The 24,354-nt window shown below is 63.9% G+C and carries 23 protein-coding genes and 1 pseudogene; 12 read left to right on the top strand and 12 right to left on the bottom strand.

Annotated elements, in window-relative coordinates; all coding sequences use genetic code 11:
• Positions 1–154 precede the first annotated feature (154 nt).
• Positions 155–904 (bottom strand): slipin family protein, encoded by a 750-nt coding sequence (locus ACP7DD_RS24430; RefSeq protein WP_426177724.1) that lies wholly within the window; start codon positions 902–904, stop codon positions 155–157.
• Positions 901–2,226 carry an NfeD family protein gene (locus ACP7DD_RS24425; RefSeq protein WP_426177722.1) on the bottom strand — a complete coding sequence of 442 codons (1,326 nt, stop codon included), beginning with the start codon at positions 2,224–2,226 and terminating at the stop codon, positions 901–903. Before ACP7DD_RS24425 ends, ACP7DD_RS24430 begins: the two co-directional genes overlap by 4 nt.
• A 155-nt stretch (positions 2,227–2,381) precedes the next feature.
• Between ACP7DD_RS24425 and ACP7DD_RS24420 the strand changes: the two are divergent.
• Positions 2,382–4,390, top strand: a pseudogene (locus ACP7DD_RS24420) (bifunctional 2',3'-cyclic-nucleotide 2'-phosphodiesterase/3'-nucleotidase).
• Positions 4,391–4,398: 8 nt separating this feature from the next.
• Here the strand turns inward: ACP7DD_RS24420 and ACP7DD_RS24415 are convergent.
• The 6 genes from ACP7DD_RS24415 to ACP7DD_RS24390 all read right to left on the bottom strand — a co-directional run bounded on the left by ACP7DD_RS24415 (position 4,399) and on the right by ACP7DD_RS24390 (position 9,114).
• Positions 4,399–4,719 carry a DUF2288 domain-containing protein gene (locus tag ACP7DD_RS24415; RefSeq protein WP_426177720.1) on the bottom strand — a complete coding sequence of 107 codons (321 nt, stop codon included), beginning with the start codon at positions 4,717–4,719 and terminating at the stop codon, positions 4,399–4,401.
• A gap of 19 nt (positions 4,720–4,738) precedes the next feature.
• Positions 4,739–5,422, bottom strand: a complete 684-nt coding sequence (locus ACP7DD_RS24410) for an RES family NAD+ phosphorylase (RefSeq protein ID WP_426177718.1) — start codon at positions 5,420–5,422, stop codon at positions 4,739–4,741.
• A gap of 2 nt (positions 5,423–5,424) precedes the next feature.
• The gene (locus tag ACP7DD_RS24405; protein ID WP_099788363.1) at positions 5,425–5,862 is read right to left on the bottom strand and encodes an MbcA/ParS/Xre antitoxin family protein; all 438 of its coding nucleotides are present in this window, start codon (positions 5,860–5,862) and stop codon (positions 5,425–5,427) included.
• A gap of 98 nt (positions 5,863–5,960) precedes the next feature.
• Entirely contained in the window at positions 5,961–7,655 is a 1,695-nt protein-coding gene (recJ, locus tag ACP7DD_RS24400; RefSeq protein WP_426177716.1) for a single-stranded-DNA-specific exonuclease RecJ, read from the bottom strand.
• On the bottom strand, positions 7,652–8,692 hold the full coding sequence (locus tag ACP7DD_RS24395; RefSeq protein ID WP_426177714.1) for a hypothetical protein: 1,041 nt from the start codon (positions 8,690–8,692) through the stop codon (positions 7,652–7,654). Before ACP7DD_RS24395 ends, recJ begins: the two co-directional genes overlap by 4 nt.
• Positions 8,671–9,114: a hypothetical protein gene (locus ACP7DD_RS24390; RefSeq protein ID WP_426177713.1), complete on the bottom strand. Its 444-nt coding sequence runs from the start codon at positions 9,112–9,114 to the stop codon at positions 8,671–8,673. Before ACP7DD_RS24390 ends, ACP7DD_RS24395 begins: the two co-directional genes overlap by 22 nt.
• 113 nt (positions 9,115–9,227) lie before the next feature.
• On the opposite strand from ACP7DD_RS24390, the gene ACP7DD_RS24385 reads away from it, so the two are divergent.
• From ACP7DD_RS24385 to ACP7DD_RS24365, 5 genes are read left to right on the top strand one after another with little or no spacing between them, the layout of a single operon-like run.
• On the top strand, positions 9,228–10,493 hold the full coding sequence (locus tag ACP7DD_RS24385; protein ID WP_426177711.1) for a lipoprotein-releasing ABC transporter permease subunit: 1,266 nt from the start codon (positions 9,228–9,230) through the stop codon (positions 10,491–10,493).
• Positions 10,494–10,497: 4 nt separating this feature from the next.
• Complete coding sequence (lolD, locus tag ACP7DD_RS24380; protein ID WP_426177709.1) at positions 10,498–11,217, top strand: lipoprotein-releasing ABC transporter ATP-binding protein LolD; 720 nt, start codon at positions 10,498–10,500, stop codon at positions 11,215–11,217.
• Complete coding sequence (locus ACP7DD_RS24375) at positions 11,214–12,479, top strand: lipoprotein-releasing ABC transporter permease subunit (protein WP_426177707.1); 1,266 nt, start codon at positions 11,214–11,216, stop codon at positions 12,477–12,479. Before lolD (ACP7DD_RS24380) ends, ACP7DD_RS24375 begins: the two co-directional genes overlap by 4 nt.
• Positions 12,472–13,167: a lipoprotein-releasing ABC transporter ATP-binding protein LolD gene (lolD, locus tag ACP7DD_RS24370; RefSeq protein ID WP_426177705.1), complete on the top strand. Its 696-nt coding sequence runs from the start codon at positions 12,472–12,474 to the stop codon at positions 13,165–13,167. The genes ACP7DD_RS24375 and lolD (ACP7DD_RS24370) overlap by 8 nt, the downstream gene beginning before the upstream one ends.
• Before the next feature lie 3 nt (positions 13,168–13,170).
• Complete coding sequence (locus tag ACP7DD_RS24365; RefSeq protein WP_426177703.1) at positions 13,171–13,974, top strand: TatD family hydrolase; 804 nt, start codon at positions 13,171–13,173, stop codon at positions 13,972–13,974.
• Here ACP7DD_RS24365 and ACP7DD_RS24360 read toward each other — a convergent pair.
• Positions 13,966–14,679, bottom strand: coding sequence for a hypothetical protein (locus ACP7DD_RS24360; RefSeq protein ID WP_426177701.1), 714 nt, complete (start codon positions 14,677–14,679; stop codon positions 13,966–13,968). The two genes, ACP7DD_RS24365 and ACP7DD_RS24360, sit on opposite strands and share 9 nt — an antisense overlap.
• A gap of 172 nt (positions 14,680–14,851) precedes the next feature.
• Here ACP7DD_RS24360 and ACP7DD_RS24355 point away from each other — a divergent pair, with 172 nt between their 5' ends.
• The 6 genes from ACP7DD_RS24355 (at position 14,852) to dcd (ending at position 21,068) form a co-directional block, all read left to right on the top strand.
• Complete coding sequence (locus tag ACP7DD_RS24355) at positions 14,852–15,139, top strand: autorepressor SdpR family transcription factor (protein ID WP_426177699.1); 288 nt, start codon at positions 14,852–14,854, stop codon at positions 15,137–15,139.
• Positions 15,136–15,786: an SdpI family protein gene (locus ACP7DD_RS24350; RefSeq protein WP_426177697.1), complete on the top strand. Its 651-nt coding sequence runs from the start codon at positions 15,136–15,138 to the stop codon at positions 15,784–15,786. The genes ACP7DD_RS24355 and ACP7DD_RS24350 overlap by 4 nt, the downstream gene beginning before the upstream one ends.
• On the top strand, positions 15,776–16,750 hold the full coding sequence (locus ACP7DD_RS24345; protein ID WP_426177695.1) for an alpha/beta hydrolase: 975 nt from the start codon (positions 15,776–15,778) through the stop codon (positions 16,748–16,750). Before ACP7DD_RS24350 ends, ACP7DD_RS24345 begins: the two co-directional genes overlap by 11 nt.
• A gap of 245 nt (positions 16,751–16,995) precedes the next feature.
• A complete protein-coding gene (locus ACP7DD_RS24340) occupies positions 16,996–19,356 on the top strand; it encodes a DNA internalization-related competence protein ComEC/Rec2 (protein WP_426177694.1) in 2,361 nt (786 codons plus the stop codon).
• Positions 19,357–19,604: 248 nt separating this feature from the next.
• Positions 19,605–20,402 (top strand): alpha/beta fold hydrolase, encoded by a 798-nt coding sequence (locus ACP7DD_RS24335; protein ID WP_426177692.1) that lies wholly within the window; start codon positions 19,605–19,607, stop codon positions 20,400–20,402.
• A gap of 96 nt (positions 20,403–20,498) precedes the next feature.
• Positions 20,499–21,068 (top strand): dCTP deaminase, encoded by a 570-nt coding sequence (gene dcd, locus ACP7DD_RS24330; RefSeq protein ID WP_099788378.1) that lies wholly within the window; start codon positions 20,499–20,501, stop codon positions 21,066–21,068.
• 491 nt (positions 21,069–21,559) lie between these two features.
• Here dcd and ACP7DD_RS24325 read toward each other — a convergent pair whose 3' ends face one another.
• The 3 genes from ACP7DD_RS24325 to ACP7DD_RS24315 form a co-directional block, all read right to left on the bottom strand.
• Complete coding sequence (locus tag ACP7DD_RS24325) at positions 21,560–23,008, bottom strand: RAD55 family ATPase (protein ID WP_426177689.1); 1,449 nt, start codon at positions 23,006–23,008, stop codon at positions 21,560–21,562.
• Positions 23,005–23,421, bottom strand: a complete 417-nt coding sequence (locus ACP7DD_RS24320; RefSeq protein ID WP_426177688.1) for a hypothetical protein — start codon at positions 23,419–23,421, stop codon at positions 23,005–23,007. Before ACP7DD_RS24320 ends, ACP7DD_RS24325 begins: the two co-directional genes overlap by 4 nt.
• Before the next feature lie 297 nt (positions 23,422–23,718).
• Positions 23,719–24,015: a hypothetical protein gene (locus tag ACP7DD_RS24315; protein ID WP_426177686.1), complete on the bottom strand. Its 297-nt coding sequence runs from the start codon at positions 24,013–24,015 to the stop codon at positions 23,719–23,721.
• Positions 24,016–24,354: the final 339 nt, after the last annotated feature.

Below are 24,354 nucleotides of genomic sequence, written 5' to 3'. Positions count from 1 at the left end.
CGGTACGTTTGCCTCGAGAATAAACCTTGACGAAGGCTTGCTCGATAAAAGCATCAGAATACAGTTTACTCATGTTGTCTCCCAAAAATGTAGGGTGACAACTAGTCTGACAGAGGGGGCATTCGAACATTTCAAAAAGCGAAATGTCCGAATATCAGACCTGACCCCTGCCGAGCAGGTCCATCGGCACCGGGAACACGATGGTGGAGGTCTTTTCCCCGGCGATGTTAGCCAAGGTCTGCAAGTAACGCAGCTGCATGGCGCCGGATTGCTGCGCCAGCACCTGCGCCGCCTGCATCAGCTTTTCGGACGCCTGCAGCTCGCCCTCGGCGTGAATGACCTTGGCGCGCCGCTCGCGCTCGGCCTCGGCCTGGCGCGCGATCGCCCGGATCATCGACTCGTCGAGGTCGACGTGCTTGATCTCGACGTTGGCCACCTTGATGCCCCAGGTATCGGTCTGGGCGTCGAGCACCTGCTGAATGTCGATGTTGAGTCGCTCGCGCTCGGCCAGCATCTCGTCCAGTTCATGCTTGCCGAGCACCGAACGCAACGTGGTCTGGGCCAGCTGGCTGGTCGCTTCGAAGTAATTGGCAACCTGGATGATGGCCCGCTGCGGATCGATCACGCGAAAGTACAGCACCGCGTTGACCTTGACGGAAACGTTGTCGCGCGAGATCACGTCCTGCGTGGGCACGTCGTGCACCACCGTTCGCAGGTCGACCCTCACCATCTGCTGCAGCACCGGAATCAGCAGGATCAGCCCGGGGCCCTTCACGGCCCAGAAGCGGCCCAGCTGAAACACGACGCCGCGCTCATATTCGCGCAGCACCCGCACCGACGTCGCCAGCAACGCCGCCAGCAGCAAGACGAGCGCGCCGAGGCCAAAGCCGAATTCGACGATCATGGCAGTTCTCCCTTGGTGTATTGGTCGATCGGGGCGACGTCGAGGATCGGGCCGGCGCGCCCGACGATGCGCACTTGCTGCCCGCGCCGCAGCGGCACCGCGCTGGCAACGCGCCAGGTCTCGCCGCCTGCATTGGCCCATCCTTCGCGCTCGGTGTCGTCGAGCATTTCGGCAACGGTGCCGATCAGGTTGTCGATGCCGCTGACGATGGCGCGCCGGCGCGAACGCAGCGCGACGTTGACCGTCAGCGCCATCAGCAGCGCGCTGGCGATGGCCACCGTGGCGACCAGCCAGATCGAAATGCCGTAGTCGGGCAGGTCGGTGTCGACCAGGATCAGCGCGCCGGCCACGAAGGCGGCAATGCCGCCCAGGCCCAGCGTGCCAAAACTGGGCAGGAATGACTCGGCGATCATGAATGTAATGCCGAGCAAAATGAGAGCAAGGCCAGCGTAGTTGACTGGCAGCAGCTGCAAGCCGTACAGCGCAAGCACAAGGCAGATGGCGCCGATGACGCCGGGAGCGACCGCGCCCGGACTCATGAATTCGAACAGCAGGCCGTAGATGCCGATGCTCATCAGGATCAGCGCGATGCTGGGATTGGTGATGACGGTGAGCAGGCGCGAACGGGTGTCCGGCTCAACCTTGATCAACGGCGCGCCGGCCGTCTGCAGCGTCAACTCGTTGCCGAGCACCTTTACGTTGGCGCCGTCGAGTTTCGCGGCCAGCGCCGCCACATTCGGCACGATCAGATCGATGACGCGTTCCTTGAGAGCGTCGTCGGCCGCCAGGCTGACGCCTTCGCGCACCGAGCGGTCGGCCCATTCGGCATTGCGGCCACGCATTTGCGCCAGGCCACGCAGGTAGGCGGCGGCGTCGTTGACGGCCTTGCGCTCGAGCGCCAACGTCAGCGGCGGGGCGCCGGGCGCGCCGATCTGGACCGGCGTGGCAGCACCCAGGTTGGTGCCGGGCGCCATTGCCGCGATATGGCTGGCGTACACGATGTAGGTGCCGGCGCTGGCGGCGCGCGCCCCGCTCGGGCCGACGAAGCTCGCCACCGGCACCGGCGAGGTCAGGATCGCCTTGATCACCGACCGCATCGACAGGTCGAGGCCGCCGGGAGTATCGATCTGCACGATGACCAGCTGGCTGCCTCCCTTGGCCGCGCGGGCAATGCCACGGACCACGTAATCGGCGCTGGCGGGCCCGATCGGGCCGTCGATGGTCAGCAGCATCACGGACGCGCGCGGCGCCGCCGTGGCCGCAAGCGAGCCGCACGCCATCAGCAGCGCGGCGAGGAGCAGACGCAAGACGCGCTCAAGCATGGCGTAGCTCTGTCGTAACATTTGGCGTCCCAAGGGCCGTCGGCACAGCCCCGATGTGTATTAGAAGCGCCGGCGCGGCAGTTGGTTCCGTGCTTGATGCTGGACGGCGCACTGCGTATCATGCTGTCCAACATTATCATTTACACTGGAATCGCATGCGCGCCAAGTCTTGCCTGTCCCTGTTGCCCCTGATCCTGAGCGCTTGCGCGGTGCCTGGCCAGCGCATTTCCGTGCCGGCAGGCACAACGGCGGTGCTGGCGGTGCTGGAGACGACCGACATCCATTCGAACCTGCTCGGCTATGACTACTACAAGCTGGCGCCTGACCCTTCCTTCGGGCTGGATCGTACCGCCACGCTGATCGCCCAGGCACGCAAGGAGTTCCCGAATACAGTCCTGCTCGACAATGGCGACACCATCCAGGGCACCGCGCTGGCCGACTACCAGGCGCTGGTGGCGCCGTTGCGCTGCGACAAGACGCTGGCTGTCTACAAGGTCATGAACCTGCTCGCCTTCGACGGTGGCGGCATCGGCAACCATGAGTTCAACTACGGGTTGCCGTACCTGAACCAGGTGACCGGCAGCCGTTTCGACGTCGATGGCGTCGATTCCACCAAGCCGCGCTGCGCCGGGCCGGCGTTTCCGCAAGTGCTGGCCAACGTCTACAGCACCAAGTCGCGAAGCAACTGTTTGCGCCATACCGCATCATCGCCAAGCAAGTGAGCGCGCTGGATGCGAACGGCAAGCCAGTCACCGCGACAGTCAAGGTCGGCATCATCGGCTTTGCGCCGCCCACCATCCTCGCATGGGACAAGCGCTGGCTCGACGGCAAGGTCTACACCGAGGGCGTGCGCGAAACGGCCCTGAAGTACATTCCGCAGATGCGCGCGGAAGGCGCCGACCTGGTCATCGCGATCTCGCACGGTGGCCTCGACGACGGCCCGTACACGCCGGACATGGAAAATGGTAATTACCATCTGTCGCAAGTGCCGGGGATCGACGCCATGCTGCTCGGCCACTCGCACCAGGTGTTTCCGAACGCGGCCAGCGGCGTGGCGCAGTTCAAGCTGGCCGGCGTCGACAAGGCGGCCGGGCTGGTCAACGGCGTGCCGACCACCATGGCCAACCTGTGGGGCAAGCACCTGGGCGTGATCGGCCTGCACCTGACGCACGACGGCGCGCGCTGGGTCGTCGACAAGCGCAAGACCACGGTCGAGGCGCGTGGCGCGCAGCTGGCCGACAAGTCGTTCGTGGCGGCCGATCCGGCGGTGGCGGCGCTGGTCGCGGACGAGCATGCGGCAACCATCGGCTACGTCAAGACGCCGGTCGGCGCCAGTGCGTTTCGCATGTCGAGTTATTTCGCCGATGTCGGCGACGTGTCGGCCATCGCGGTGGTGAACCACGCGCAGGCGGACTACGTGACCAAGTATGTGAAGGCCAACCTGCCGCAGTACGCGGCGCTGCCGGTGCTGTCGATGGCGTCGGCGTTCAAGAGCGGCTCGGCCGGCGTGACCGACTATACCGACGTGAAGGCCGGCGACATCGCGCTCAATAACGCCGCGGACCTGTACCTGTACCCGAACACGCTGTACGCGGTGAAGGTGGACGGCGCTTCGCTGCTGGCGTGGCTCGAGCATGGCGCCGGGCGTTTCAACACGATTGATCCGGCCGCCGCAGCGCCGCAGGAGCTGGTCAACCCGTCCTTCCCGAGCTATAACTTCGACACCATCACCTCGAGCGACATCAGTTACGAGATCGACGTTACGCAGCAGCCGGGCAAGCGGATCGGCAAACTGACGTACCGCGGCAAACCGGTGGCGGCAAATCAGGAGTTCATCGTCGCGACCAATAACTATCGGGCCAGCGGCGGCGGGGCTTTCCCTGGACTCGACGGCAGCAAGACCGTGTTTGCGTCGCCGGACAACAATCGCGATGTGCTCATTGCGTACATCAAGGGTGCCAGGCAGCTGACGTTTGCGTCCCACGGGGCGCAGCGCAGCTGGCGGTTTGCGAAGGTGAAGACGGCCGGACCGGTGGTGTTCCGTTCGGCGCCTGGCGTACTCGCGCTGGCCGAGCAGGCGGGCATCTCGAATGTGTCGCTGCTGCGCGCCGATGATGGTGGTGGCAAGGGCTATTCGCTGTACGCGGTCGATTTGTCGCGCTAGCGGTTCGTCTAGTTCAGCTTCGCTTTTTCCTGCTGAACCAGAATAAACGGATGCACCACGGACGTCCACAGCGACGCTTGCCCTTCGGTCCAGGCCTGCGCCTGCTGGTCGGTCACCTTGCCGATTTTCCCCGCACCCATCCACGATGAGATGCTGTCCTTGTCGTCGTGCGAAATGCGCACGGCGACGTCAATCAGGTCCAGGTCAGGGCTGACGAAGAGCACTGAGCCCTGGGCAAAGTGCTTCTCCAGTTCAGCCCATGGCATGCGCGCGGTTTCGCTGTTGATCTTGAGGCGCAGGTCGGTATCGTTGTCGGGATTCGTATTCATGGCAGCTAAAAAATAAAGGTCAGATGGACTCGACGACCGGAGTCGGCGAACCCGCCCATGTTAACCGATAGGCGCCGCCTTTGCGCACGTTACCCACCAGTGCGGGCCGAAAGCACGCCAGGTTGGTGCCGCCGTCGCGCCGCACGCTGGGGAAAATCACTCCCATCGACCCGGCTTCGAGCAGGTTCGCTGCCAGCTGCTGGGATGCGACGTAACTGTCGGACGCCAGCGCCTTTGAAAAGCCGCGCTGGCCGCGAAGGTCATGGAACGTGCTGGTGAAGTCGGCCAGCATCGTCTGGTACGTGACGCTGTCGTCGAAGCGGTCGATTTCCATGTACTCGACGGTTTTGTGGAAGGTGATCTCGGCCAGCGCGGTCTCGGGTTCGAAGGCGCAGTACCAGGCGCCGCGCTCGCCGTCGTTGAAGCGGCTGCCCTCGGGACGCGGATAGGTGTAGGCCGCGTTAATGATGCGGAAGTTCGGCACGCCGAATACCAGCTCGTCGACACCGATGCCGGGCAGGCCGCCATATTCGCCGCGCAGGCGTTCGTTGGTCGCGTTATCGAGGTCGAACAGGTCGCGCAGCATGCCGTCGTCGTCGGCCAGCGGGGCCAGCACGGAGTCCTCGACATCCGCGAAGCGCGACGGGATCAGGCGGCAGGTATCGAACTGACGCAGCGCGGTCAGTTTTGGAGAAGCGGCCAAGGTCACAGCCCTCCGCGCCGCGCGTCAAGCAGCTTGCGCACGGTCTGCATCGCCAGCAGGCCGCCGGCCAGCATCTGCGACAGCGGCGTGCGGCCGCCGAAGACGGCGTTCTTGTTCGGCAGCGTGACCCACTCGTCGGCCAGCTTGTCGCCGTACAGGATGTGCAGCGCCTTGTAGATGCCGAGCAGGTAGGAGATGCGCGTGATGCGGTCGACTTCCAGCACCCGCTCCGGGTTCTTCTTCCACTCGTAGAAGGTGGAGGAGGACAGGCCGCCCAGCAGTTCGCGGGCGTCTTCGTCGCGCAGCTGCCAGGCGGCGACCAGCTTGAAAAAACCCTTCAGGGCGGACTTGGACAGCCGCTCGCGTTCGGCCCTGGCGTTGAGGTCGACCAGGACGGCAGGTTCGAAACGGCTCTTCGGGTAGGCGTAGGCGAGATTCATGGTTTCCTCCGGTTATGGAGTAGTTATACTCCTTTTTCGGGATTCATGCAAATGCCGTGCGTGCAGAAATCGCGTGTGGGGGCTGGAGTTCGCGGCAATCAGGCCGCTTCGGCGTGTTCCACCATCAGCTGCACCTTGGTGACGCCGTTGTATTCGTTGGCGTCGAGCCTGAACGCGACGCGCGCGCGCTCGCCGAGCGACGCGGTGTGGCCGAACCAGATCGCGTCGTAGCGCGTGCCGTTGCGCTCCAGCAGCAGTTTCAGGTGTCGCTCCTTCAGGATGCGCTGGCTGATGACGCGAAATTCGTCGCAAAACACCGGCGGCGCAAAGCCCTGGCCCCACACCTGGCCGTCCATCAGGTCGATGAACGCAGTGGTGTAGTAAGCGTCTTCCAGCGGACCGTCGGTTTCGATCACGCGCTCGAGCTGCGCCGTCGTCAGCCAGGCCTGGCCGACCGCCTCGAACGCCTTGGCAAACGCGTCGAACGCATCGGCACGGATCGTCAGGCCGGCCGCCATCGCGTGGCCGCCGAATTTGTCGATCAGGCTGGGCGCGCGCTTCGATACCAGGTCGAGCGCGTCGCGCAAGTGAAAACCGGGGATCGATCGCCCGGAACCCTTGATCCAGCCGTCGGCGCCCGGCGCAAACGTGATCGTCGGGCGGAAGAACTTCTCCTTCAGGCGCGAAGCGACAATCCCGATCACGCCCTGGTGCCAGCCGGCGTCGAACACGGCGATGGTGCTGCTCTCGGCCGGCTGGTAGGAATCGAGGTGCACCAGCGCGCCATCCTGCATCTCGGCCTCGATCTCGCGCCGCTTCAGATTGATCTCGTTGAGCTGCTGCGCGATCTGCCAGGCGCGCCCCTCGTCGTCGGTGACCAGGCATTCGATCCCGAGCGACATGTCGTCGAGCCGGCCGGCCGCGTTCAGCCGCGGCCCCAGCGCAAAGCCAAGGTCGAACGGCGACGCGCTGCGCGACTCGCGCCCGGCGACGCGAAACAGCGCCGCCACGCCAGCGTGCATGCGGCCGGCGCGCATCCGCCTGATGCCTTGCGCGACCAGGATGCGGTTGTTCGGATCGAGCCGCACGACGTCGGCCACGGTGCCCAGCGCGACCAGGTCGAGCAGGCTGTCGAGCTTGGGCTGGGTCTGGGCGTCGAAGATGCCGCGCCGGCGCATCTCGGCGCGCAGCGCCAGCAGCACGTAGAACACGACGCCGACGCCGGCCAGGTGCTTGCTGGGGAAGCCGCACTCGGGCTGGTTCGGATTGACGATCACGCGCGCGGCCGGCAGCGTGTCGGCCGGCAGGTGGTGGTCGGTAACGACGACTTCAATGCCGCGCCGGTTCGCTTCCGCCACGCCGTCGATGCTGGCGATGCCGTTGTCGACCGTGATGATGATGTCGGGCGACTTTTCGCGCGCGGTCAGTTCGACGATTTCGGGCGTCAGGCCATAACCGTACTCGAACCGGTTCGGCACGATGAAGTCGACGATGGCGCCCATCGCGCGCAGGCCGCGCAGGGCGGTGGCGCAGGCGGTGGCGCCGTCGCAGTCATAGTCTGCGACGATCGTCATCTTCTTGCCGGCGGCGATGGCGTCGGCCAGGAATACCGCCGCCGCGTCGATGTGCAGCAGGCCGGCCGGCGCCATCAGCGAGCCCAGTTCGCTCGACAGCTCGCGCGCATCGGTCAGCCCGCGCGACGCATACAGGCGCGCCAGCACGGGATGCACGCCGCCCTGGCGCAGCATCTCGGATGCACGGAACGAACAAGGGCGGGTGGAGATGCGGGTCATGGCAGCAATCGGTCTAGGGTCGGCTGGCGCCAGAATTTGCGCTGCGCCAGCCTGGTGGTGGTCAATTCGCTAAGGGAAGTGCGGTGGCTGAGCACCAGGCGCGCGCGGCCCACGCCGCCCGAGAGCGCGCCAAGTAGCGGGGCGAAAGTGTCGTTCTCGAGCCGCTGCATGTGCTGCAGCCAGCCGGCCCAGTCGGTCGCCAGCGCCGCCTCGGCCAGGCTGCCGTCGCAAAAAATGACGTCCTTGCCGGGTGCGGCCAGCAGCTGCGCAAACGAGGCGCCGTGGCGGCTGGCCAGCGCCGCCAGCCAGGGCGGCGCGTCGGCGCAGGCCAGCTCAGTGGCCGTTTCGGCGGCATCGGCGGCGCCGGCGGCGCCCCAAGGCCAGAAGCCGTTGATGGTGGCGAATCCGCGCGCCTCGCGTTCGGCGTTGGCGGGATGCTGGTGCCACAGCATCTGCACCTCGTTTTGCAGCTTGCGGTAGTCGATCGCGCGCTCGCCGAGCGGCATATAGTCGGTCAGGTTCATGGCGGTGGCGGCATCGGCGGACGCGGTGTCGAGCGCGCCCCAGGCATCGGCGCGCATGAACCAGGTCATGGCGTCGCCATACAGCAGCGTGTGACCGCTGTCCTCGAAATACGGTTTGGCGCTGTCGAACAGCGCGCGCGAGTGCGATTCGACCAGGCCGAGGCGGCGGCTGTCTGTCATCATCAGGAAGGTGCGCGAGATTTCAATGTGCGCAGGATTGACGATGAACCAGGCGCCGTCGGCCGGATCGAGGCCGTAAGCGCGCATCACGGCCGCCGCGACAGCCAGTTTGCGCCCGTCGGACAGGCCCAGCGCGCGTCCCAGCCACAGTTCGTGCGGCAGCGCGCGCGCGCCTGGGTCGGCCGTGGTGGCCTGGTGCGTCGACGTGCGCGACAACAGCGCCGCAAGTGCGGGCGCCTTCAGTGCGCGGATAAGGTCAGGGGCAAGTTCGGGCGGGGGCAGGGCGAACGGCAGGACGAGCGTGATTTCGGTCATGCCGATATTGTAGGCCATCCGTGGCGGCGGTGGCCGAACTGGCAGCTTTCGCCCCGCCAGCTTGCTTCTTTAATAGCGCTCGCCCGCACGCCGCGCGTTTTCCTGCCGCGCGGTGTGCGGGGCGGCGGCGTCAGGCTGCCGGTGTCGTGCCGCTGCCTTGCGGCGCGGTGGCGACGAGGCGCTCGGCATGAGCTATGGCGAGGTCGAGATCCCGGCCGACGCTGCCGGATCGCGAACCACGTCGTGACCAGGCCAAGGTGCTCGCGCTCCTTTTTCAGGGCCACGGTGAATTCGGCAGCCAGATCGTCGAGTCCGTGATCTTCGGCCAGCGCCACCAGCGTCTGCCTGCCGGCCTTGTCCGACAACTCCGCCGTCAGGATCGCATGCAGCGATTGCGGGATGGCCGGGCGCGGATCGTTCAGCACCTGCACCAGTCCCATTGATTCGACGCCGGCGAGGACCAAGTTCCGGGCGATTCAATTGTGACAACCTCTGTCATGGCCGAGCTTTGTGTGGCACACTTCGGCTTCACACGAATTACCTGTCGGAACACATGAGTATCATCCACAAACTGCCGTACGAATGGCTGGTCGGCCTGCGCTATACGCGCGCCGGACGGCGCAGTGGCCGCAACAGCTTCATCTCGTTTATTTCGCTGATCTCGGTGGCCGGCATCGCCCTCGGCGTGGCCGCGCTGATCGTCGTGCTGTCGGTGATGAACGGCTTTCGCAAGGACGTCACCGACCGCATGCTGTCGGTGCTGGCGCATATCGAAGTGCTCGATCCGCGCGGCGGCATGGCCAACTGGCAGGAAGTGATGAAGGACGCCTTCAAGAATCCGGCAGTGAAGGGCGCCGCGCCATTCGTGCAGACCCAGGGCATGCTGCTGCGCGATGGCGGCATGCGCCCGGCGGTGATCCGCGGCGTGCTGCCGTCGGAAGAGCCGAAAGTGTCCGACGTCGCCAAGACCGTCACCCACGGCAGCCTGTCGGCGCTGGTGCCCGGTCAATTCAATATCGTGATGGGCTACTCGCTGGCGCGTTCGCTCGGCCTGCAGATCGGCGACAAGGTGACGATGGCGCTGGCCCAGGCGCAGGTGACGCCGGCCGGCATGGTGCCTCGCATGCGCTCATTTACGCTGGTCGGCGTATTCCAGGCCGGCCACTTCGAATTCGATAACGGCATGGCATTCGTCCACATGGAAGACGCGCAGAGAATGGAGCGGCTCGATGCGCCATCAGGCATCCGCCTGCGCATCGCCGACATCCACCAGGCCATTCCGGTGGCGCAGCAGTTAGAAGCGAGTTTGCCCGGGCACTTGCAGGTGCGCGACTGGTCTAAACAGAACAAGACCTGGTTCGCCGCGGTGCAGACGGAAAAAAAGATGATGCTGATCGTGATGGCGCTGATTATCACCGTTGCCGCCTTCAACCTGGTGTCGACGCTGGTAATGACGGTGACCGACAAGCAGGCCGACATCGCCATCTTGCGCACGCTCGGATCGTCGCCGCGCTCGATCATGAAGATCTTCATTATCCAGGGCGCGGTGATCGGCATCCTCGGCACGTTGGCCGGGGTTGGCCTGGGCACCGTGGTGGCGTTGAACATCGACGTCATCGTGCCGTTCTTCGAACGTTTATTTGGGACCCAGGTTTTGCCAAGCGATATATACCAAGTCAGTGCCTTGCCGTCCGACCTGCGCTGGCCGGACGTCTTCGGCATCGGCGGCATCGCCGTGCTGATGGCGTTCATCGCCACCATCTATCCGAGCTTTACCGCCTCGCGCGTGAAGCCGGCGGAGGCGCTGCGCTATGAATAAGCCGATGCCAACTGCCGTACTGGCCTGCCGCGGCCTGGGCAAGACTTACACCCAGGGCAGCTACCAGGTGCGCGTGCTCAGTAACGTCGACTTCAGCGTGCGGCGCGCCGAACATGTGGCGATCGTCGGCGCTTCCGGTTCCGGCAAGTCGACCCTGCTGCACCTCTTGGGCGGGCTCGATACGCCGACCACCGGCTCGGTAACGCTTGCCGGCGCCGACTTCGCCACGATGTCGGAAACGGCGCGCGGCGACCTGCGTAACACCTCGCTCGGCTTCGTCTACCAGTTCCACCACCTGCTGCCCGAATTTTCCGCGCTCGACAACGTCGCCATGCCGCTGCTGATCCGCCGCGTCACGCGCGCCGCGGCGCTGCAGAAGGCCGCCGCCATCCTCGAGCGCGTGGGCCTGTCGAAGCGCGCGATTCACGTGCCCGGCGAGCTGTCGGGCGGCGAGCGCCAGCGCGTCGCCCTCGCGCGTGCGCTGGTCACCGAGCCGGCCTGCGTGCTGGCGGACGAACCGACCGGGAACCTCGACCACGCCACCGCGCAGCAGATCTTCGCGCTGATGCTCGATTTATCGAGCACCCTCGGCACCGCCTTCGTCATCGTCACGCACGATATCGAACTGGCGCAGCGCTGCGACCGCGTGCTGCGCCTGACCGAACAGGGGCTGCAGCCGGCCGAACCTGCCCCTTCGACACTCCTGCGCGGCGCCACGACATGAGCTTCATCGACAAACTGCCTTACGAATGGGCCGTCGGCATCCGCTACACGCGGGCCGGCAAGCGCAGCGCGCGCAACAGCTTCATCTCGTTCATCTCCCTCATCTCGGTGTCCGGCATCGCGCTTGGCGTGGCGGCCTTGATCGTCGTGCTGTCGGTGATGAACGGCTTCCAGAAGGAAGTCACCGACCGCATGCTGTCGGTGGTGGCGCACATCGAAATCTACAATCAGCGCGGCGACATGCCGGAGTGGCAGGGCGTGATCGCCAATTCGTTCAAGAACCCGGCCGTCAAGGGCGCGGCGCCGTTTGCCGAGACCCAGGGCATGCTGATGTACGACGGCGTGATGAAGCCGGCGCTGCTGCGCGGCGTGCTGCCGGCGGAAGAATCGAAAGTGTCGGACGTGCCGACCAAGATCGTACAGGGCAAGTTCGCCGACCTGCGCGCCGGCGAATTCAACATCGTCCTCGGCATCGAGCTGGCGCGCTCGCTTGCGCTCAAAGTGGGCGACAAGGTCACGCTGGCAGTGGCGCCCGGCCAGTCGGTGTCGGCCGAGATGGCGCCGCGCATGGTCAACTTCACGCTGGTCGGCATCTTTGAGGCGGGCCACTTCGAATACGACTCCGGCCTGGCATTTGTGCACATGGCCGATGCGCAGGCGATCGCCAACCTGGCCGCACCGGCCGGCGTGCGCCTTCGCCTGGCCGACATGCACGACGCGCCGCGGGTCGCCCAGGAACTGAGCGCCAGCCTGCCAGGCCAGCTGCTGGTGCGCGACTGGTCCAAGCACAACCCGACTTGGTTCGCCGCGGTGCAAAGCCAGAAGAAGATGATGTTCATCATCCTGGTACTGATCATCGCCGTGGCCGCCTTCAACCTGGTCGCGACGCTCGCCATGACCGTCACCGACAAGCAGGCCGACATCGCCATCTTGCGTACGCTGGGTTCTTCGCCGCGCTCGATCATGAAGATCTTCATGATCCAGGGCGCGCTGATCGGCATCATCGGAACCGCCGTCGGGGTGAGCGCGGGCGTGCTGCTGGCGCTCAATATCGACGTGATCATTCCCTTCATCGAACGCGCGTTCGGCATCCAGTTCCTGTCGAAGGACATCTACTTCATCAGCGCCTTGCCGTCGGACCTGCGCTGGAACGACGTGTTCGGGATCGCCGGCGTATCGGTGGGCCTGGCCTTCCTGGCGACGCTGTACCCGAGCTTTGCGGCATCGCGCGTGAAGCCGGCGGAGGCGCTGCGCTATGAATAGGGACACCGAGGCGGTGCTGTCGTGCCGCGGCCTGGGCAAGACCTACACCCAGGGCGCTTACCAGGTGCGGGTACTCGACAACGTCGACTTCGACGTCTATCGCGGCGAACATGTCGCCATCGTCGGCGCGTCCGGCTCGGGCAAGTCGACGCTGCTGCACCTGCTGGGCGGACTCGATACGCCGACCACCGGCACGGTGACGCTGGCCGGCGCCGATTTCGCAACCATGTCGGAGACCGCGCGCGGCGACCTGCGCAATTCGTCGCTGGGATTCGTCTACCAGTTCCATCATCTTCTGCCTGAATTCTCCGCACTCGACAACGTCGCCATGCCGCTGTTGATCCGGCGCGAGGACCGGGCGTCGGCCGTCCGGAAGGCCACCGCAATCCTCGAGCGGGTGGGGCTGTCGAAACGCGCCATGCATGTGCCGGGCGAACTGTCCGGCGGCGAGCGCCAGCGGGTGGCGCTCGCGCGTGCGCTGGTCACCGAGCCGGCCTGCGTGCTGGCCGACGAACCGACCGGGAACCTCGATCACGCCACCGCGCAGCAAATCTTCGCGCTGATGCTCGACCTGTCGAGCACCCTCGGCACCTCGTTCGTCATCGTCACCCACGACATCGAACTGGCGCAGCGCTGCGACCGCGTGCTGCGGCTGACCGAAAACGGATTGCAGCCGGCGGAGGCCTGAACCATGTGGATCGACACACACTGCCACCTGGACGCGCACGAATTCGGTGGTGAGTCGCTTGCGGTGGCCGGCCAGGCGGCCGAAGCGGGCGTGTCGATGATCGTCATCCCGGCGGTGGACCGCTACAATTTCGACGTCGTGGCGCAACTGGCCGCAACGGCGCCGAATGCCAGCTACGCGCTCGGCATCCACCCGATGTGCGTGCCGAATGCGACCGCAGACGACCTGGCCCTGTTACGCACAAAGGTAGATGCGGCGATGGGCGATCCCCGATTTGTGGCGATCGGCGAAGTGGGACTGGACTTCTTCATCCCGATGCTGACCGAGCCGGCGATGCGCGACAAGCAGGATCACTTTTTTCGCGCGCAGCTGCGCATGGCGCGCGAGTTCGACTTGCCGGTGCTGATGCACGTGCGCCGCTCGCAGGACCAGGTGCTCAAGCACGTGCGCCAGATCCGGCCGGCGGGCGGCATCGCCCACGCGTTCAACGGCAGCTTTCAGCAGGCGCAGACGTTTATCGACCTGGGATTCAAGCTCGGCTTCGGCGGCGCCATGACGTTTTCGCGCGCGCTGCAGATTCGGCGGCTGGCCACCACGCTGCCGGTTGAAGCGATCGTGCTGGAGACCGACGCCCCGGATATCTCGCCGGTGTGGATTCACCCTGCGCGCAACAGCCCCGTGCAGCTGCCGGCGATCGGCATGGCGCTCGCCGAGATGCGCGGGGTGTCCGCGGCGCAGGTCGCGCACATCACGCGGCAGAACGCGCTGGCAGCGCTGCCGCGGCTGTCGGCATTGATCTCAGGGTGATTTGGCGGAATTGACGTATTCGGCCGCGGCGCGCGCGCACTTGATCGACACGCCGAGGGCGGCTATTACAAACGCCAGCAGCAGGAATGCCCATGAATTCGGTGCTTCCAGCATCGCGGCGATCGACTCGTCGTCGCGGGCGGTCTGTTTGCTTGCTTCGAGGATGTGGAGATCGTCGGCCAGCTGCGACGCCGACGCCACCACGTTGCTGCACTCGGAATGGCGGCTGAAGATATTCTCGACGCAGCCCGGATATTTGGCGGTGAAGTCGCGCAGCGAGTGTTCGGCCGCTTCCCGATCGGCGGCCGATGCGTTGGCGACTCTGAATGAGCCGGCAATCGCGCACAACTCCTTCTTTGCCACCGACGGGTTGTATGGGGCCAGCGGGCGCGCGCTCGCCGGCGCGCAGCTGTCCAGCGCGGCCAGCTGCATGCGATCGTCCACCGCGGCCTGCAACAGGCGCACGCGCTCTTCGAGCAGCTGGTGGTCGGCGCCCACCTTCATCCTCCCGGCGAAGGTAGCCAGCCCGATGAGGCCGACGGCGACGCACACTTCCGCCACCAGCGACAGCAGTTTCCAGTGGCGCGGGCCCTTGTCGCGGCCGTCGCGATAAATCACGTAGCCGCACGCCGACACGACGATCGCCGAGATAACAAAAGCCAGCAATGGCGAAGAGAATAGTCTGACGAAGCCGAAAGTGGTCATTGCAATTCAGTGTAAATACTCATTGATGGACTTCCTGCCTGAAGGACTCATGCATTCGATTATGGTGGGTTTTTCCGATGCTGTCCAAATCCATCACGCAATAGGATTGTCTTGACAATGCAGTCTTACCCCGCTATCATTTCCGTGGTTACTTAATTAAGCGGCATTTGAAATGGCGAGCACGATCAACCTGGCGTTCAAGGCTATTGCCGACCCGACCCGGCGCGAGATCCTTCACATGCTGCGCAAGGAGGCGATGACGGCGGGCGAACTGGCGCAGAGGTTCGACATGAGCAAGCCCGGCATGTCGCACCATTTCGCGGTGCTCAAGGATGCCGGCCTGGTTACGGCCCGGCGTGATGGCCAGACGATCTGGTACGCCCTCAACACGACAGTGGTAGAGGACGTTATGGCTTGGGCGGCCAAACTGGTTGGCGGCGGAACAGGAGATCGACAATGAAGAACCGGTATTTGCTGATGTGTGCCCTGGTAGTGCTGGTGACCGTGGCGTTCACGTTGGCGCTCTATTCGAAGCTGCCGGCGACGATCCCGACGCACTGGAATGGCGCCGGCGCGATCGACGGCTACGGCCCGCGCAGTTACGTGTTCATCCACACCGCATTAATGGTGCTGTTGATGCTGGTGTGGACGGTGCTGCCGTCACTGTCGCCGGCGCGTTTTAAGGTCGACACCTTCAGCACGACTTACTGGTATATCTGCTTCGTCCTGGTCGCGCTGCTCGGCTACTTCCAGTGCGTCATGGTATGGGGCGCTTACTCGCCATCGATGCCAATCAACACGGCAGTGTTCGGCGGCTCGGCCGTGTTTTTTGGTCTGCTCGGTAATGTGATGGGAAAGGTGCGGCGCAATTTCTGGATCGGCATTCGTACGCCATGGACCCTGGCCAGCGAACGGGTGTGGTATTCAACTCACCGTTTCGCCGCCAAGACGATATTCACGGGGGCAGGGGTGTCGCTGATCGGCGTGCTCGCGGGTGTGCCGCTCTGGCTATGCCTGACAGTGCTGCTGGCCGGGCCGATCGTCCCGGCTTTTTACTCTCTGTTCATGTATAGACGATTCGAAAGGAGCGGAAACCTTGAAGCCTGATGCCTTGCGCATGATTCTTGGGGCGTTTGCGTTCGCCGTCGTTGCCGCCGCCGCCCAGGCCGGGCCAGCAGCCGATCAGCCGATCGTGCTCGATACGCCGACCGGCAACGTCGCCGGCAGCCTGATCGCGCCCGCGTCGAAAGGGCCGATACCGGTGGCGCTGATCATCGCAGGGTCGGGGCCGACCGACAGGAACGGCAACAGCAGCGCGCTGCCCGGCGCGAACAACAGCCTGATGCTGTTGGCGCAGGCCCTGGGTGACGCCGGCATTGCGTCGGTACGCTACGACAAGCGCGGCATCGCGGCCAGCCTGCCGGCCGGGCCAAGCGAGGCCTACCTGCGCTTCGAAACCTATGTCGACGATGCCGCCGGCTGGATCGCGATGCTGCGGCGAGATCCGCGTTTTTCGTCGGTGACGGTGATCGGCCACAGCGAAGGCTCGCTGATCGGCATGCTGGCCGCGAAAAAGGCGGGCGCTAACGCGTTCGTTTCGGTGGCCGGCGTCGCGCGTGGCGCTGCCGACGTATTGCGCACGCAGTTCGCCGGCAAGCTTCCGCCCGCGCTGGCGGCGCAGAACGAGGCGGCCCTGGTGTCGCTCGAAGGCGGCCGCACGACGACGAGCGCGCCCAAGGAACTGGCGGCCCTGTACCGCGACAGCGTGCAGCCTTACCTGATTTCGTGGTTCAAGTATGTGCCGGCCGAGCGCATCGCGGGCCTCGATATGCCGGTACTCATCGTTCAGGGCACCACCGATATCCAGGTTGCCGTCGGCGAGGCCGAAGCGCTGAAGAAGGCGCGTCCTCAGGCGCGGCTGACGATCATCCCAGGCATGAACCACGTGCTGAAGATGGTCGACGCGCCGATGCCGGCGCATCTGGCGTCCTACTCGGATCCGGCGCTGCCGGTTGCGCCGGCGCTCGTCACGGCGCTGGTCGATTTCGTGCGCGCCCTACCTGCCAAATAATGCCCATGACGGGTTCGACACCAGATGCGCCGGCCGCGGCTGATGCTCGCTCCAATTGGCGATCTTCCACCAAGACCAGCCAGCAAGTGAAACAGCGAGAATGCAGGCCATACCGATGGCTTTGCCGCGAATGCGCATAGTGAGCTCCAAAAATTGTCCCAATCATAGACGACTTCGATTTCGCCCAATGCGAATCGATGCGCCCCGCCCGATACTGAACGGTTTCCCACTTCGATCGCCACACCATGCGGTGCGCCATACTTGGGTTCGTCTGCGGCGCCGCGTGGCTACAGACCCTTGCCGCCTTGCCGGACACGGCCGCGATGGCGTTTTGCGCTGCCCTTGCTTTGCTGCTCGTGTACGGCTGGCGCGGGCCTTTGCGCGCGGCTGCGGCCGGCGCATTGCTCGGCTTTTGCTGGGCCGCGCTGATCGCCCATGTGGCGTTGGCGCCGCAGCTCGCGTCTGACGACGAAGGCCGCGATGTCACCATAGTCGGCACCATCGACAGCCTGCCGTACCGCTTCGAGCAGGGCGTGCGCTTCAATTTCGCCGTCGAACGCGTGGTCGGCGCGACAATCACCGTGCCGCCGCGCGTATCGCTGGCCTGGTACGCGGGCTTTCGCGACAAGTCGCAGCCGGTCGGCGCGGTGCAGCCGGGCGAACGCTGGCAGCTCACCGTGCGCCTGCAACGGCCGCATGGCAACGCCAACCCGTACGGCTTCGACTACGAAGTCTGGCTGCTCGAGCAGGGCGTGCGCGCCACCGGCTATGTGCGCGCGGACGGCGACGGCAATCGTCGGCTCGACAGCTTCGTCGCCGGCTTCGGCCACGTGGTCGAGCGTTGCCGCGCCAGGCTGCGCGAGCGCATCCTGCGCGCGCTGCCCGACAAGCAGTACGCCGGCGTGATCGTCGCGCTGGTGGTCGGCGACCAGCGCGCGATCGACCAGTCCGACTGGGCGGTGTTCAGCCGCACCGGCATCAGCCACCTCATCTCGATCTCCGGCCTGCACATCACGATGATCGCCGGCCTGTTCGCGGCGCTGGCGTCGTATCTCTGGCGCCGCTCGTTCTTCACCCGCGCCCAGCTGCCGCTGCTGCTGCCGGCGCAGAAGGTGGCAGCGCTGACCGGCGTCGTCGTGGCGCTGCTGTACGTGCTGCTGGCCGGCTTCGGCATCCCGGCGCAGCGCACCCTGTACATGCTGACCGTGGTCGCCGCCGCGCTGTGGTCGGGGCGCATCAGCAACGTGTCGCATGTGCTGTGCGTGGCGCTTGTCGTGGTGGTGCTGCTCGATCCATGGGCGGTGCTGTGGCCGGGCTTCTGGCTGTCGTTCGGCGCGGTGGCCATCATCCTGTTCGCCACCGTCGGGCGCGTCGGCGTGCCGACCGCGGGGCTATGGAACCTGGTGCGGCTCGGCGCCCACACGCAGTACGTCGTCACGCTCGGCCTGGTGCCGCTGACGATGCTGCTGTTCTCGCAGGTGTCGCTGGTCAGCCCGATCGCCAACGCGGTGGCGATACCGCTGGTCAGCTTCGTCGTCACGCCGCTCGCGCTGGCGGGCAGCATGCTGCCGGCGCCGGTGTCGGGTGTGCTGCTGGGCGTCGCCCACGCTGCGGTCGAGGCGCTGGCCTGGTTCCTCGGCTGGCTTGGCGACAGATCGCTGGCGGTGTGGAGCGCGCCGGCGCCATCGCCGTGGATGTTCTGCTTTGCGCTGGCCGGCACCATGTGGATGCTGGCGCCGCGCGGCTGGCCGCATCGCTGGGCCGGCGCTGTCGCGCTGCTGCCGATGCTCACGCAAGTGCCGACCGCTCCTGCGGCCGGTCAGTTCGCGGTGACCGCATTCGACGTCGGCCAGGGCATGGCGCTGCTGGTTGAAACGGCCGGCCACCGGCTGCTGTACGACACCGGTCCGGCGTATTCTCCAGAGTCGAACGGCGGCAATCGCGTCATCGTGCCTTACCTGAAGGCGCGCGGCATCGGCATACTTGACGGCGTGGTCGTCAGCCACAGCGATGCAGACCATGCCGGCGGCGCCACGTCGATCCTGGAAACCGTGCCCGTGGGCTGGGTGGCGTCTTCTCTGCGTCCAGGCCATCCGGTCGTGCGCGCGTCGGCGCGCCATGTACGGTGCGAAGCGGGGCAGCGATGGCATTGGGATGGCGTCGATTTCGAGATGCTGCACCCCGCCGCGGCAAGCTACAAGAACGCTCACTTGAAGCCGAATGCGCGCAGCTGCACCTTGCGGATCTCGGCCGGGGCGCGCTCGATCCTGCTGGCGGCCGATATCGAGGCGGCGCAGGAAGAGCAACTGCTGTCGACGGCGCCGGCCAAGCTGCGCGCCGAAGTGCTGCTGGCGCCGCATCACGGCAGCGGCACTTCGTCGACGCCGGACTTCCTGCTCGCCGTTCGGCCTTCGCTAGGCGTATTCCAGGTCGGCCATCGCAACCGCTATCGCCATCCGAAGGCGGAGGTCTATGAGCGCTATGGCGAACTGGCAATCGGGCGCCTGCGCACCGATGAATCGGGCGCAGTCATGCTCGACTTCGGCACCGTCACCGGCGCGCGCGAGTACCGGCGCGAGCACGCGCGATACTGGTATGGGCGCTAACGCTCAAGCGCGAACCCAGTGCATGACCCAGTTCTCTTCCCACGTCTGGCTGTGATCGCGCGAGAGCGCCTGGTGCCAGCGGCACGAGTCGGGCGTGACGCAGTCCCACACGCCGCGCACGATGATGGCGCCGGCGCGCCAATCAGGTCAGATTCGGCCCTGCTTGATGCTCGGCTGCAGGTGCGTTCGCGGCAGAGTAGGGGATTCCCTCTAGCTGAGCCGTTGGCGGGCGCATTACAATTGTGGCCATGACAAAACACCTTCTGCATTTCACCCACGGCAATGGCTTCCCGGCAGGCGTCTATCGGCGCTTCCTCGAGGGCCTTGGCGACGAGTTCGACGTCCGCTCGACCGACATGGTGGGCCACGACGACGCGTTTCCGGTGTCGGACGGCTGGCCGGAGCTGGTGGCCGAACTGATCGCGCGGCTCGAAGCGTACCCCGAGCAGGCGATCCTGGTCGGTCATTCGCTCGGCGGCATGCTCAGCCTGATGGCCGCCAAGCAGCGCCCGGACCTGGTGCGCTGCGTCGTGATGCTCGACTCGCCCGTGGTGTCGGGCTGGCGTGCCTGGCTGCTGCGCTTTGCCAAGGAGCGCGGCTGGGACGACCGCTTTTCGCCGGCCAAATCGTCGCAGCGCCGCCGCACCGTGTGGCCGGACGCGCAGGCGGCCTACCAGCACTTCGCCTCCAAGCCGATCTTCGCGGCGTGGGCGCCCGGGGTGCTGGAAGACTACATGTCGCACGGCCTGATGCCGCATCCGGGCGGCGTGCAGCTGCGCTTTTCGCGCGAAGTCGAAACCGATATCTACCGCTCGCTGCCGCACCACCTGGGCACGCTGGTGCGCCCGCCATTCCCGGTGCCGATCGGCTTCATCGCTGGCGACAACTCGTTCGAACTGCGCCAGGCCGGCCTCGATGCGACGCGCCGCCTGGTGGGCGACAACTTTGCCGAGATCAAGGGCGGACACCTGTTTCCGATGGAGTCGCCCGACATTGCGGCGACGCTGACGCGCGAGATGATTGCGCGGCTGCTGGCGTCATCGTAAATAAATACCGGGCGGATAAATTCGCGTAAAATCGCTGCATCCGGCGCGCCGCGCGCGCCCAGCGTCGATTGACTACTCTATGGAAAAGCCCCCGCGATGACTATCAAAAGCGATAAATGGATCCGCCGCATGGCGCTCGAAACCGGCATGATCGAGCCGTTCGAACCTGGCCAGGTGCGCCAGGACGCCGAAGGGCGCAAGACGATTTCGTACGGTACCTCGTCATACGGCTACGACATCCGCTGCGCCGACGAGTTCAAGATTTTCACGAACATCAACAGCACCATCGTCGACCCGAAGAACTTCGACTCGAATTCCTTCGTCGACGTCAAGAGCGATGTTTGCATCATCCCGCCCAATTCGTTCGCCCTGGCGCGCACTATCGAGTACTTCCGCATTCCGCGCAATGTTCTCACCATCTGCCTCGGCAAATCGACCTATGCGCGCTGCGGCATCATCGTCAACGTGACGCCGTTCGAGCCGGAGTGGGAAGGCTACGTGACGCTGGAGTTTTCCAACACCACGCCGTTGCCGGCCAAGATCTACGCCGGCGAAGGATGCGCGCAGGTGCTGTTCTTCGAAAGCGATGAAGTCTGCGAGACGTCGTACAAGGATCGCGGCGGCAAGTACCAGGGACAAAGCGGCGTCACATTGCCGAAGGCTTGAACCCGGCGCGGCCGGCCGCACACATCGAAAGGCGCCTGCGGGCGCTTTTTTTTCGTTCGGCGGGGTGTTACTACGCAACTGACCCATAGCTGTAATAATCAAAGGGTTACGCGACTTGCAAGGCCGACTTCTCCAAATTGGCCTTTTTTTTAGCTGCCGGACGTTGGCGTGGTCCGCCCCACCACCATCGTTGACAGCTGTCGTGTCGATGCCAGTACCGCGGTCGCCGTCCTTCTCCAGCCATAAAATCGGCGTCATTCTGAAGGGCAAGTTCCATCCGGCCCGCAACGCGATTAACACGCTCAAACAAGTGTCCGAGGTATTAATAACCAAGGATCCAACGTTTGCTGAGCGGTTCGCTAGTCTGCCCAAGCATGGTCGGCCCCGGCGCTACCTGGCTAGTGGCGCTGCTGACCTCTATCTTGGACGTGCTGTTTTGGCCGAGACTGCTCGATCCAGCTAGCTGCAACTGTGCGCGCACACGCACATGGCTATTTAGGCTCTGCCTGCCCGGTAAGGATACCTTGCAACTGAAGACGTTCGCCGATATGGATGCCGTCGGCCGCAATATCGTAAACCCGAATATCGTCGCTGTGCGCGCTACCCCGAATCTTGACCACAGAAAGCACGCGCCGAAGTTTTCCCTGCATCTCTACGTAGCGCTGCATTAGAATCGCATCGGCCAGGAAAGCGTTGCCATAAGAGCTGAACCGAAGCTCAGTATATCGGTCTTCAACTTCCGCGGTCATCAAGACAGTCACCCCCATCTGAGTGAGTACTGCCACTAGACGGTAAAGTGACTCCCGGAAGTCTTCGCGAAACATCGATGCCAGCGCCATCTCGAAGCCGGATAAGGAGTCGATGACTACCCTCTTGGCCTTCATTCGCTCTATCATTTTGACCATGTCATGAAGGATCTCGTCTAGCGAAACGTCGAGAGTGCGAGTATTTATTACACCCACGTCGCCATTTTCAATGAGAGCATTCAACCGACGGCTCATTAGTTGATTTGGACTTTTTTCGAATGCGGCAACTACACCTGGCTCGCCAATACGCACTCCTTCCGCCAAGAACTGCGTCGCTAGTATGGTTTTGCCGGAACCAGACGGGCCGACAACTAGCAACGAATACCCCGCCGGCAATCCGCCGCCCATCATTTCGTTCAGCGGCGGGATACCCATCGATACGCGTTCGTCATACCCGATATGGATTTTTGGTGAACCAAAGGGCTTGAGAACTGCGCGAGGAAAAACCTCTACTCCGCTGTCACTGATTCGAAAGGTGTGAACACCCAGACTTTGCGCTTGGCCGCGGATTTTAACCACTTGTATTTTGCGCACGAGGGCATCTCTATGGATGAGCTGGGAGAGCCAGAGGATACCATCTGCAACTGTGAATACGGGACTAGACTCGGCTTCAGGGGCGAGGTATTCACCGATGAGAAAAGTAGTAGCCAGCCAACTAGTCATTTGCATACCCAGCTGTTGGACAAAATGCTGCAACCCTCCGATTCCGACTCCCGTAGCTGTGACGTTTCCCGATTGCACAACTGACCGGAACGAGTCGACAAAAACCAAGCTCGGGGAAAACGCTTGTACTTCTTCGTTTATACGCGCCAATACACGGGTGAAGTCGCCATCCAGCAAGTCGGCCGACAGGTTGACGAACTTGATGGATTCATTGATCTTGCTGATGTCAAAAAACGGAAACTGTTGCTGGTAGCGAAGCATCTTTAGTGGAGGCTCACCCAGCACGGTGAAGAACAACGCACGCCGGTCCGGATTGGCCAGGGAAAACATGATCTGGTGCGCGAGCGTGGTTTTGCCGCTGCCTGGCGTTCCCGCGACTAAGTTAAACGAGAACTCGGGAATGCCTCCACCCAGAAGCTCATCTAACCCCGGTACGCCAGTGGCCAATCGTTGAATGCTTACTTTATTCATGATTCGTGCTCCGTTCGAGCGAGATATAGAGCATCATCGCCCCAAGCCTTGCGCAAGATGTTGTTCAATAAGAGTTCGCCGATCAATATGGTCAGCGTTCGCGTAAAAATACCCAACAACGCGGCGTTTGCCGCGTTAGCCTCCGTGGGGTCATGGCCATTTAAGCTGAGTGCCACAGGGCGAAACGCTTCGCCAGCAACATGCTCTGGACCGCGCATTATCCAGGGATATGATTCGCGGGCGAGATGCAGACTGCGAAAATATAATGCATCAAAGCCTCCCGCACCAATGATTACGCTGAGCTCGGCGGCGAGACGCTCCCATAGCATGAGGTTGGCCCCACCCGGATAATCCGACTGCCGACGCAATGCGCGTTCGATCATTTCGTATCGCTGTTGATCGGAAGTCTGCATAGAATGGCGTTATTGATTGATTGATCGATCGCTCAGCGGCAACGAGAACTTGGAAAATCCCTGATGTCCTTGCGCGCTCAAGAGAGCTCGGACGGTGACGAACTTCTCCCACTGTTCAAGCTGTGTCTTCGAGTTCTGACTTTCCAACGATACTGTACGCCTACCAATACAAAGACAGCGCAAGATTGGAGCGCGGCAACTGTTTTATTACTGGAGTCAAGATTGTCCCTGAGCAATATTCGCTGGCTGAGTCCAGTCTGCGGCGCCTCGCCGGAAGTCAATCGACAGCAGGACGCGTCAGGCTTCAGCAACGGGAACCTCGTTCTGCCGATGATTCGCAGCCTCGGCTTCGTCACGCAAGGTCTGCGCCTCAATCGTCGCCAGCACTAACTTCTCATTGGCGCCGCACAGCATCTGGTTTTGTGCAAACGTAAGGTCGCGTTCCGCTGTCACTTGAAGCAGGCAGTTGATCCTTTCGGCCGCTGAAGTGACGTCAGCCGTCGCCCCATCGCTCGAACAGTCACTATCGGACGGCAGAACTTCCTTGGCTCCGTCGCAGGGGCTGTGTAGGACAGCAGCGGTCTTTGCTGGCACTACGATTCTTCCTACACCGTCCGCCATCGATTCATACCCTCGGTCGCCATTCTACGTCTTAACAGGGGACGGGATTCGTCTTTCAGTTTTTCATTCTATGCTACTTCTCATACGGAGAGTCGAAATCGTAACTCGAGAGGAGATCGCGACATTGTTCGATCTGGCAGCCCTGTTGGTCAGCTAAGGCTTGCCGACCAAATCAACCAGCTGCGCAGGCGTCAGCCCCCTGTGTCAAACTACTGTGAGACAACTTCATCCAGCTAATTAAGGAAGTTGCAATCACATGGAAACCCAGATGTCGCCAGCGGTAAAACATATTGAAGAACGCGAGAGCGCCGA

This window comes from Massilia sp. TWR1-2-2, assembly GCF_049897565.1.
GTDB lineage: Bacteria > Pseudomonadota > Gammaproteobacteria > Burkholderiales > Burkholderiaceae_D > JAFCUW01.
Note: the sequence above shows the minus strand (reverse complement) of the source record. Positions and strands in the feature narration are given on the sequence as shown.

Bases quoted from the DNA above. Each gene is read 5' to 3' on its own strand.
- ACP7DD_RS24405 (WP_099788363.1), bottom strand. From the start codon at position 5,862: ATGAATCTCGCCTACGCCTACCCGAAGAGCCGTTTCGAACCTGCCGTC.
- ACP7DD_RS24320 (WP_426177688.1), bottom strand. From the start codon at position 23,421: ATGCAGACTTCCGATCAACAGCGATACGAAATGATCGAACGCGCATTG.
- ACP7DD_RS24390 (WP_426177713.1), bottom strand. From the start codon at position 9,114: ATGGGACTGGTGCAGGTGCTGAACGATCCGCGCCCGGCCATCCCGCAA.
- ACP7DD_RS24375 (WP_426177707.1), top strand. From the start codon at position 11,214: ATGAGCTTCATCGACAAACTGCCTTACGAATGGGCCGTCGGCATCCGC.
- ACP7DD_RS24355 (WP_426177699.1), top strand. From the start codon at position 14,852: ATGGCGAGCACGATCAACCTGGCGTTCAAGGCTATTGCCGACCCGACC.
- ACP7DD_RS24365 (WP_426177703.1), top strand. From the start codon at position 13,171: ATGTGGATCGACACACACTGCCACCTGGACGCGCACGAATTCGGTGGT.
- ACP7DD_RS24335 (WP_426177692.1), top strand. From the start codon at position 19,605: ATGACAAAACACCTTCTGCATTTCACCCACGGCAATGGCTTCCCGGCA.
- ACP7DD_RS24360 (WP_426177701.1), bottom strand. From the start codon at position 14,679: ATGACCACTTTCGGCTTCGTCAGACTATTCTCTTCGCCATTGCTGGCT.
- recJ (WP_426177716.1), bottom strand. From the start codon at position 7,655: ATGACCCGCATCTCCACCCGCCCTTGTTCGTTCCGTGCATCCGAGATG.
- ACP7DD_RS24325 (WP_426177689.1), bottom strand. From the start codon at position 23,008: ATGAATAAAGTAAGCATTCAACGATTGGCCACTGGCGTACCGGGGTTA.
- ACP7DD_RS24425 (WP_426177722.1), bottom strand. From the start codon at position 2,226: ATGCTTGAGCGCGTCTTGCGTCTGCTCCTCGCCGCGCTGCTGATGGCG.
- ACP7DD_RS24395 (WP_426177714.1), bottom strand. From the start codon at position 8,692: ATGGCCTACAATATCGGCATGACCGAAATCACGCTCGTCCTGCCGTTC.
- lolD (WP_426177705.1), top strand. From the start codon at position 12,472: ATGAATAGGGACACCGAGGCGGTGCTGTCGTGCCGCGGCCTGGGCAAG.
- lolD (WP_426177709.1), top strand. From the start codon at position 10,498: ATGCCAACTGCCGTACTGGCCTGCCGCGGCCTGGGCAAGACTTACACC.
- ACP7DD_RS24340 (WP_426177694.1), top strand. From the start codon at position 16,996: ATGCGGTGCGCCATACTTGGGTTCGTCTGCGGCGCCGCGTGGCTACAG.
- ACP7DD_RS24350 (WP_426177697.1), top strand. From the start codon at position 15,136: ATGAAGAACCGGTATTTGCTGATGTGTGCCCTGGTAGTGCTGGTGACC.
- ACP7DD_RS24385 (WP_426177711.1), top strand. From the start codon at position 9,228: ATGAGTATCATCCACAAACTGCCGTACGAATGGCTGGTCGGCCTGCGC.
- ACP7DD_RS24430 (WP_426177724.1), bottom strand. From the start codon at position 904: ATGATCGTCGAATTCGGCTTTGGCCTCGGCGCGCTCGTCTTGCTGCTG.
- dcd (WP_099788378.1), top strand. From the start codon at position 20,499: ATGACTATCAAAAGCGATAAATGGATCCGCCGCATGGCGCTCGAAACC.
- ACP7DD_RS24415 (WP_426177720.1), bottom strand. From the start codon at position 4,719: ATGAATACGAATCCCGACAACGATACCGACCTGCGCCTCAAGATCAAC.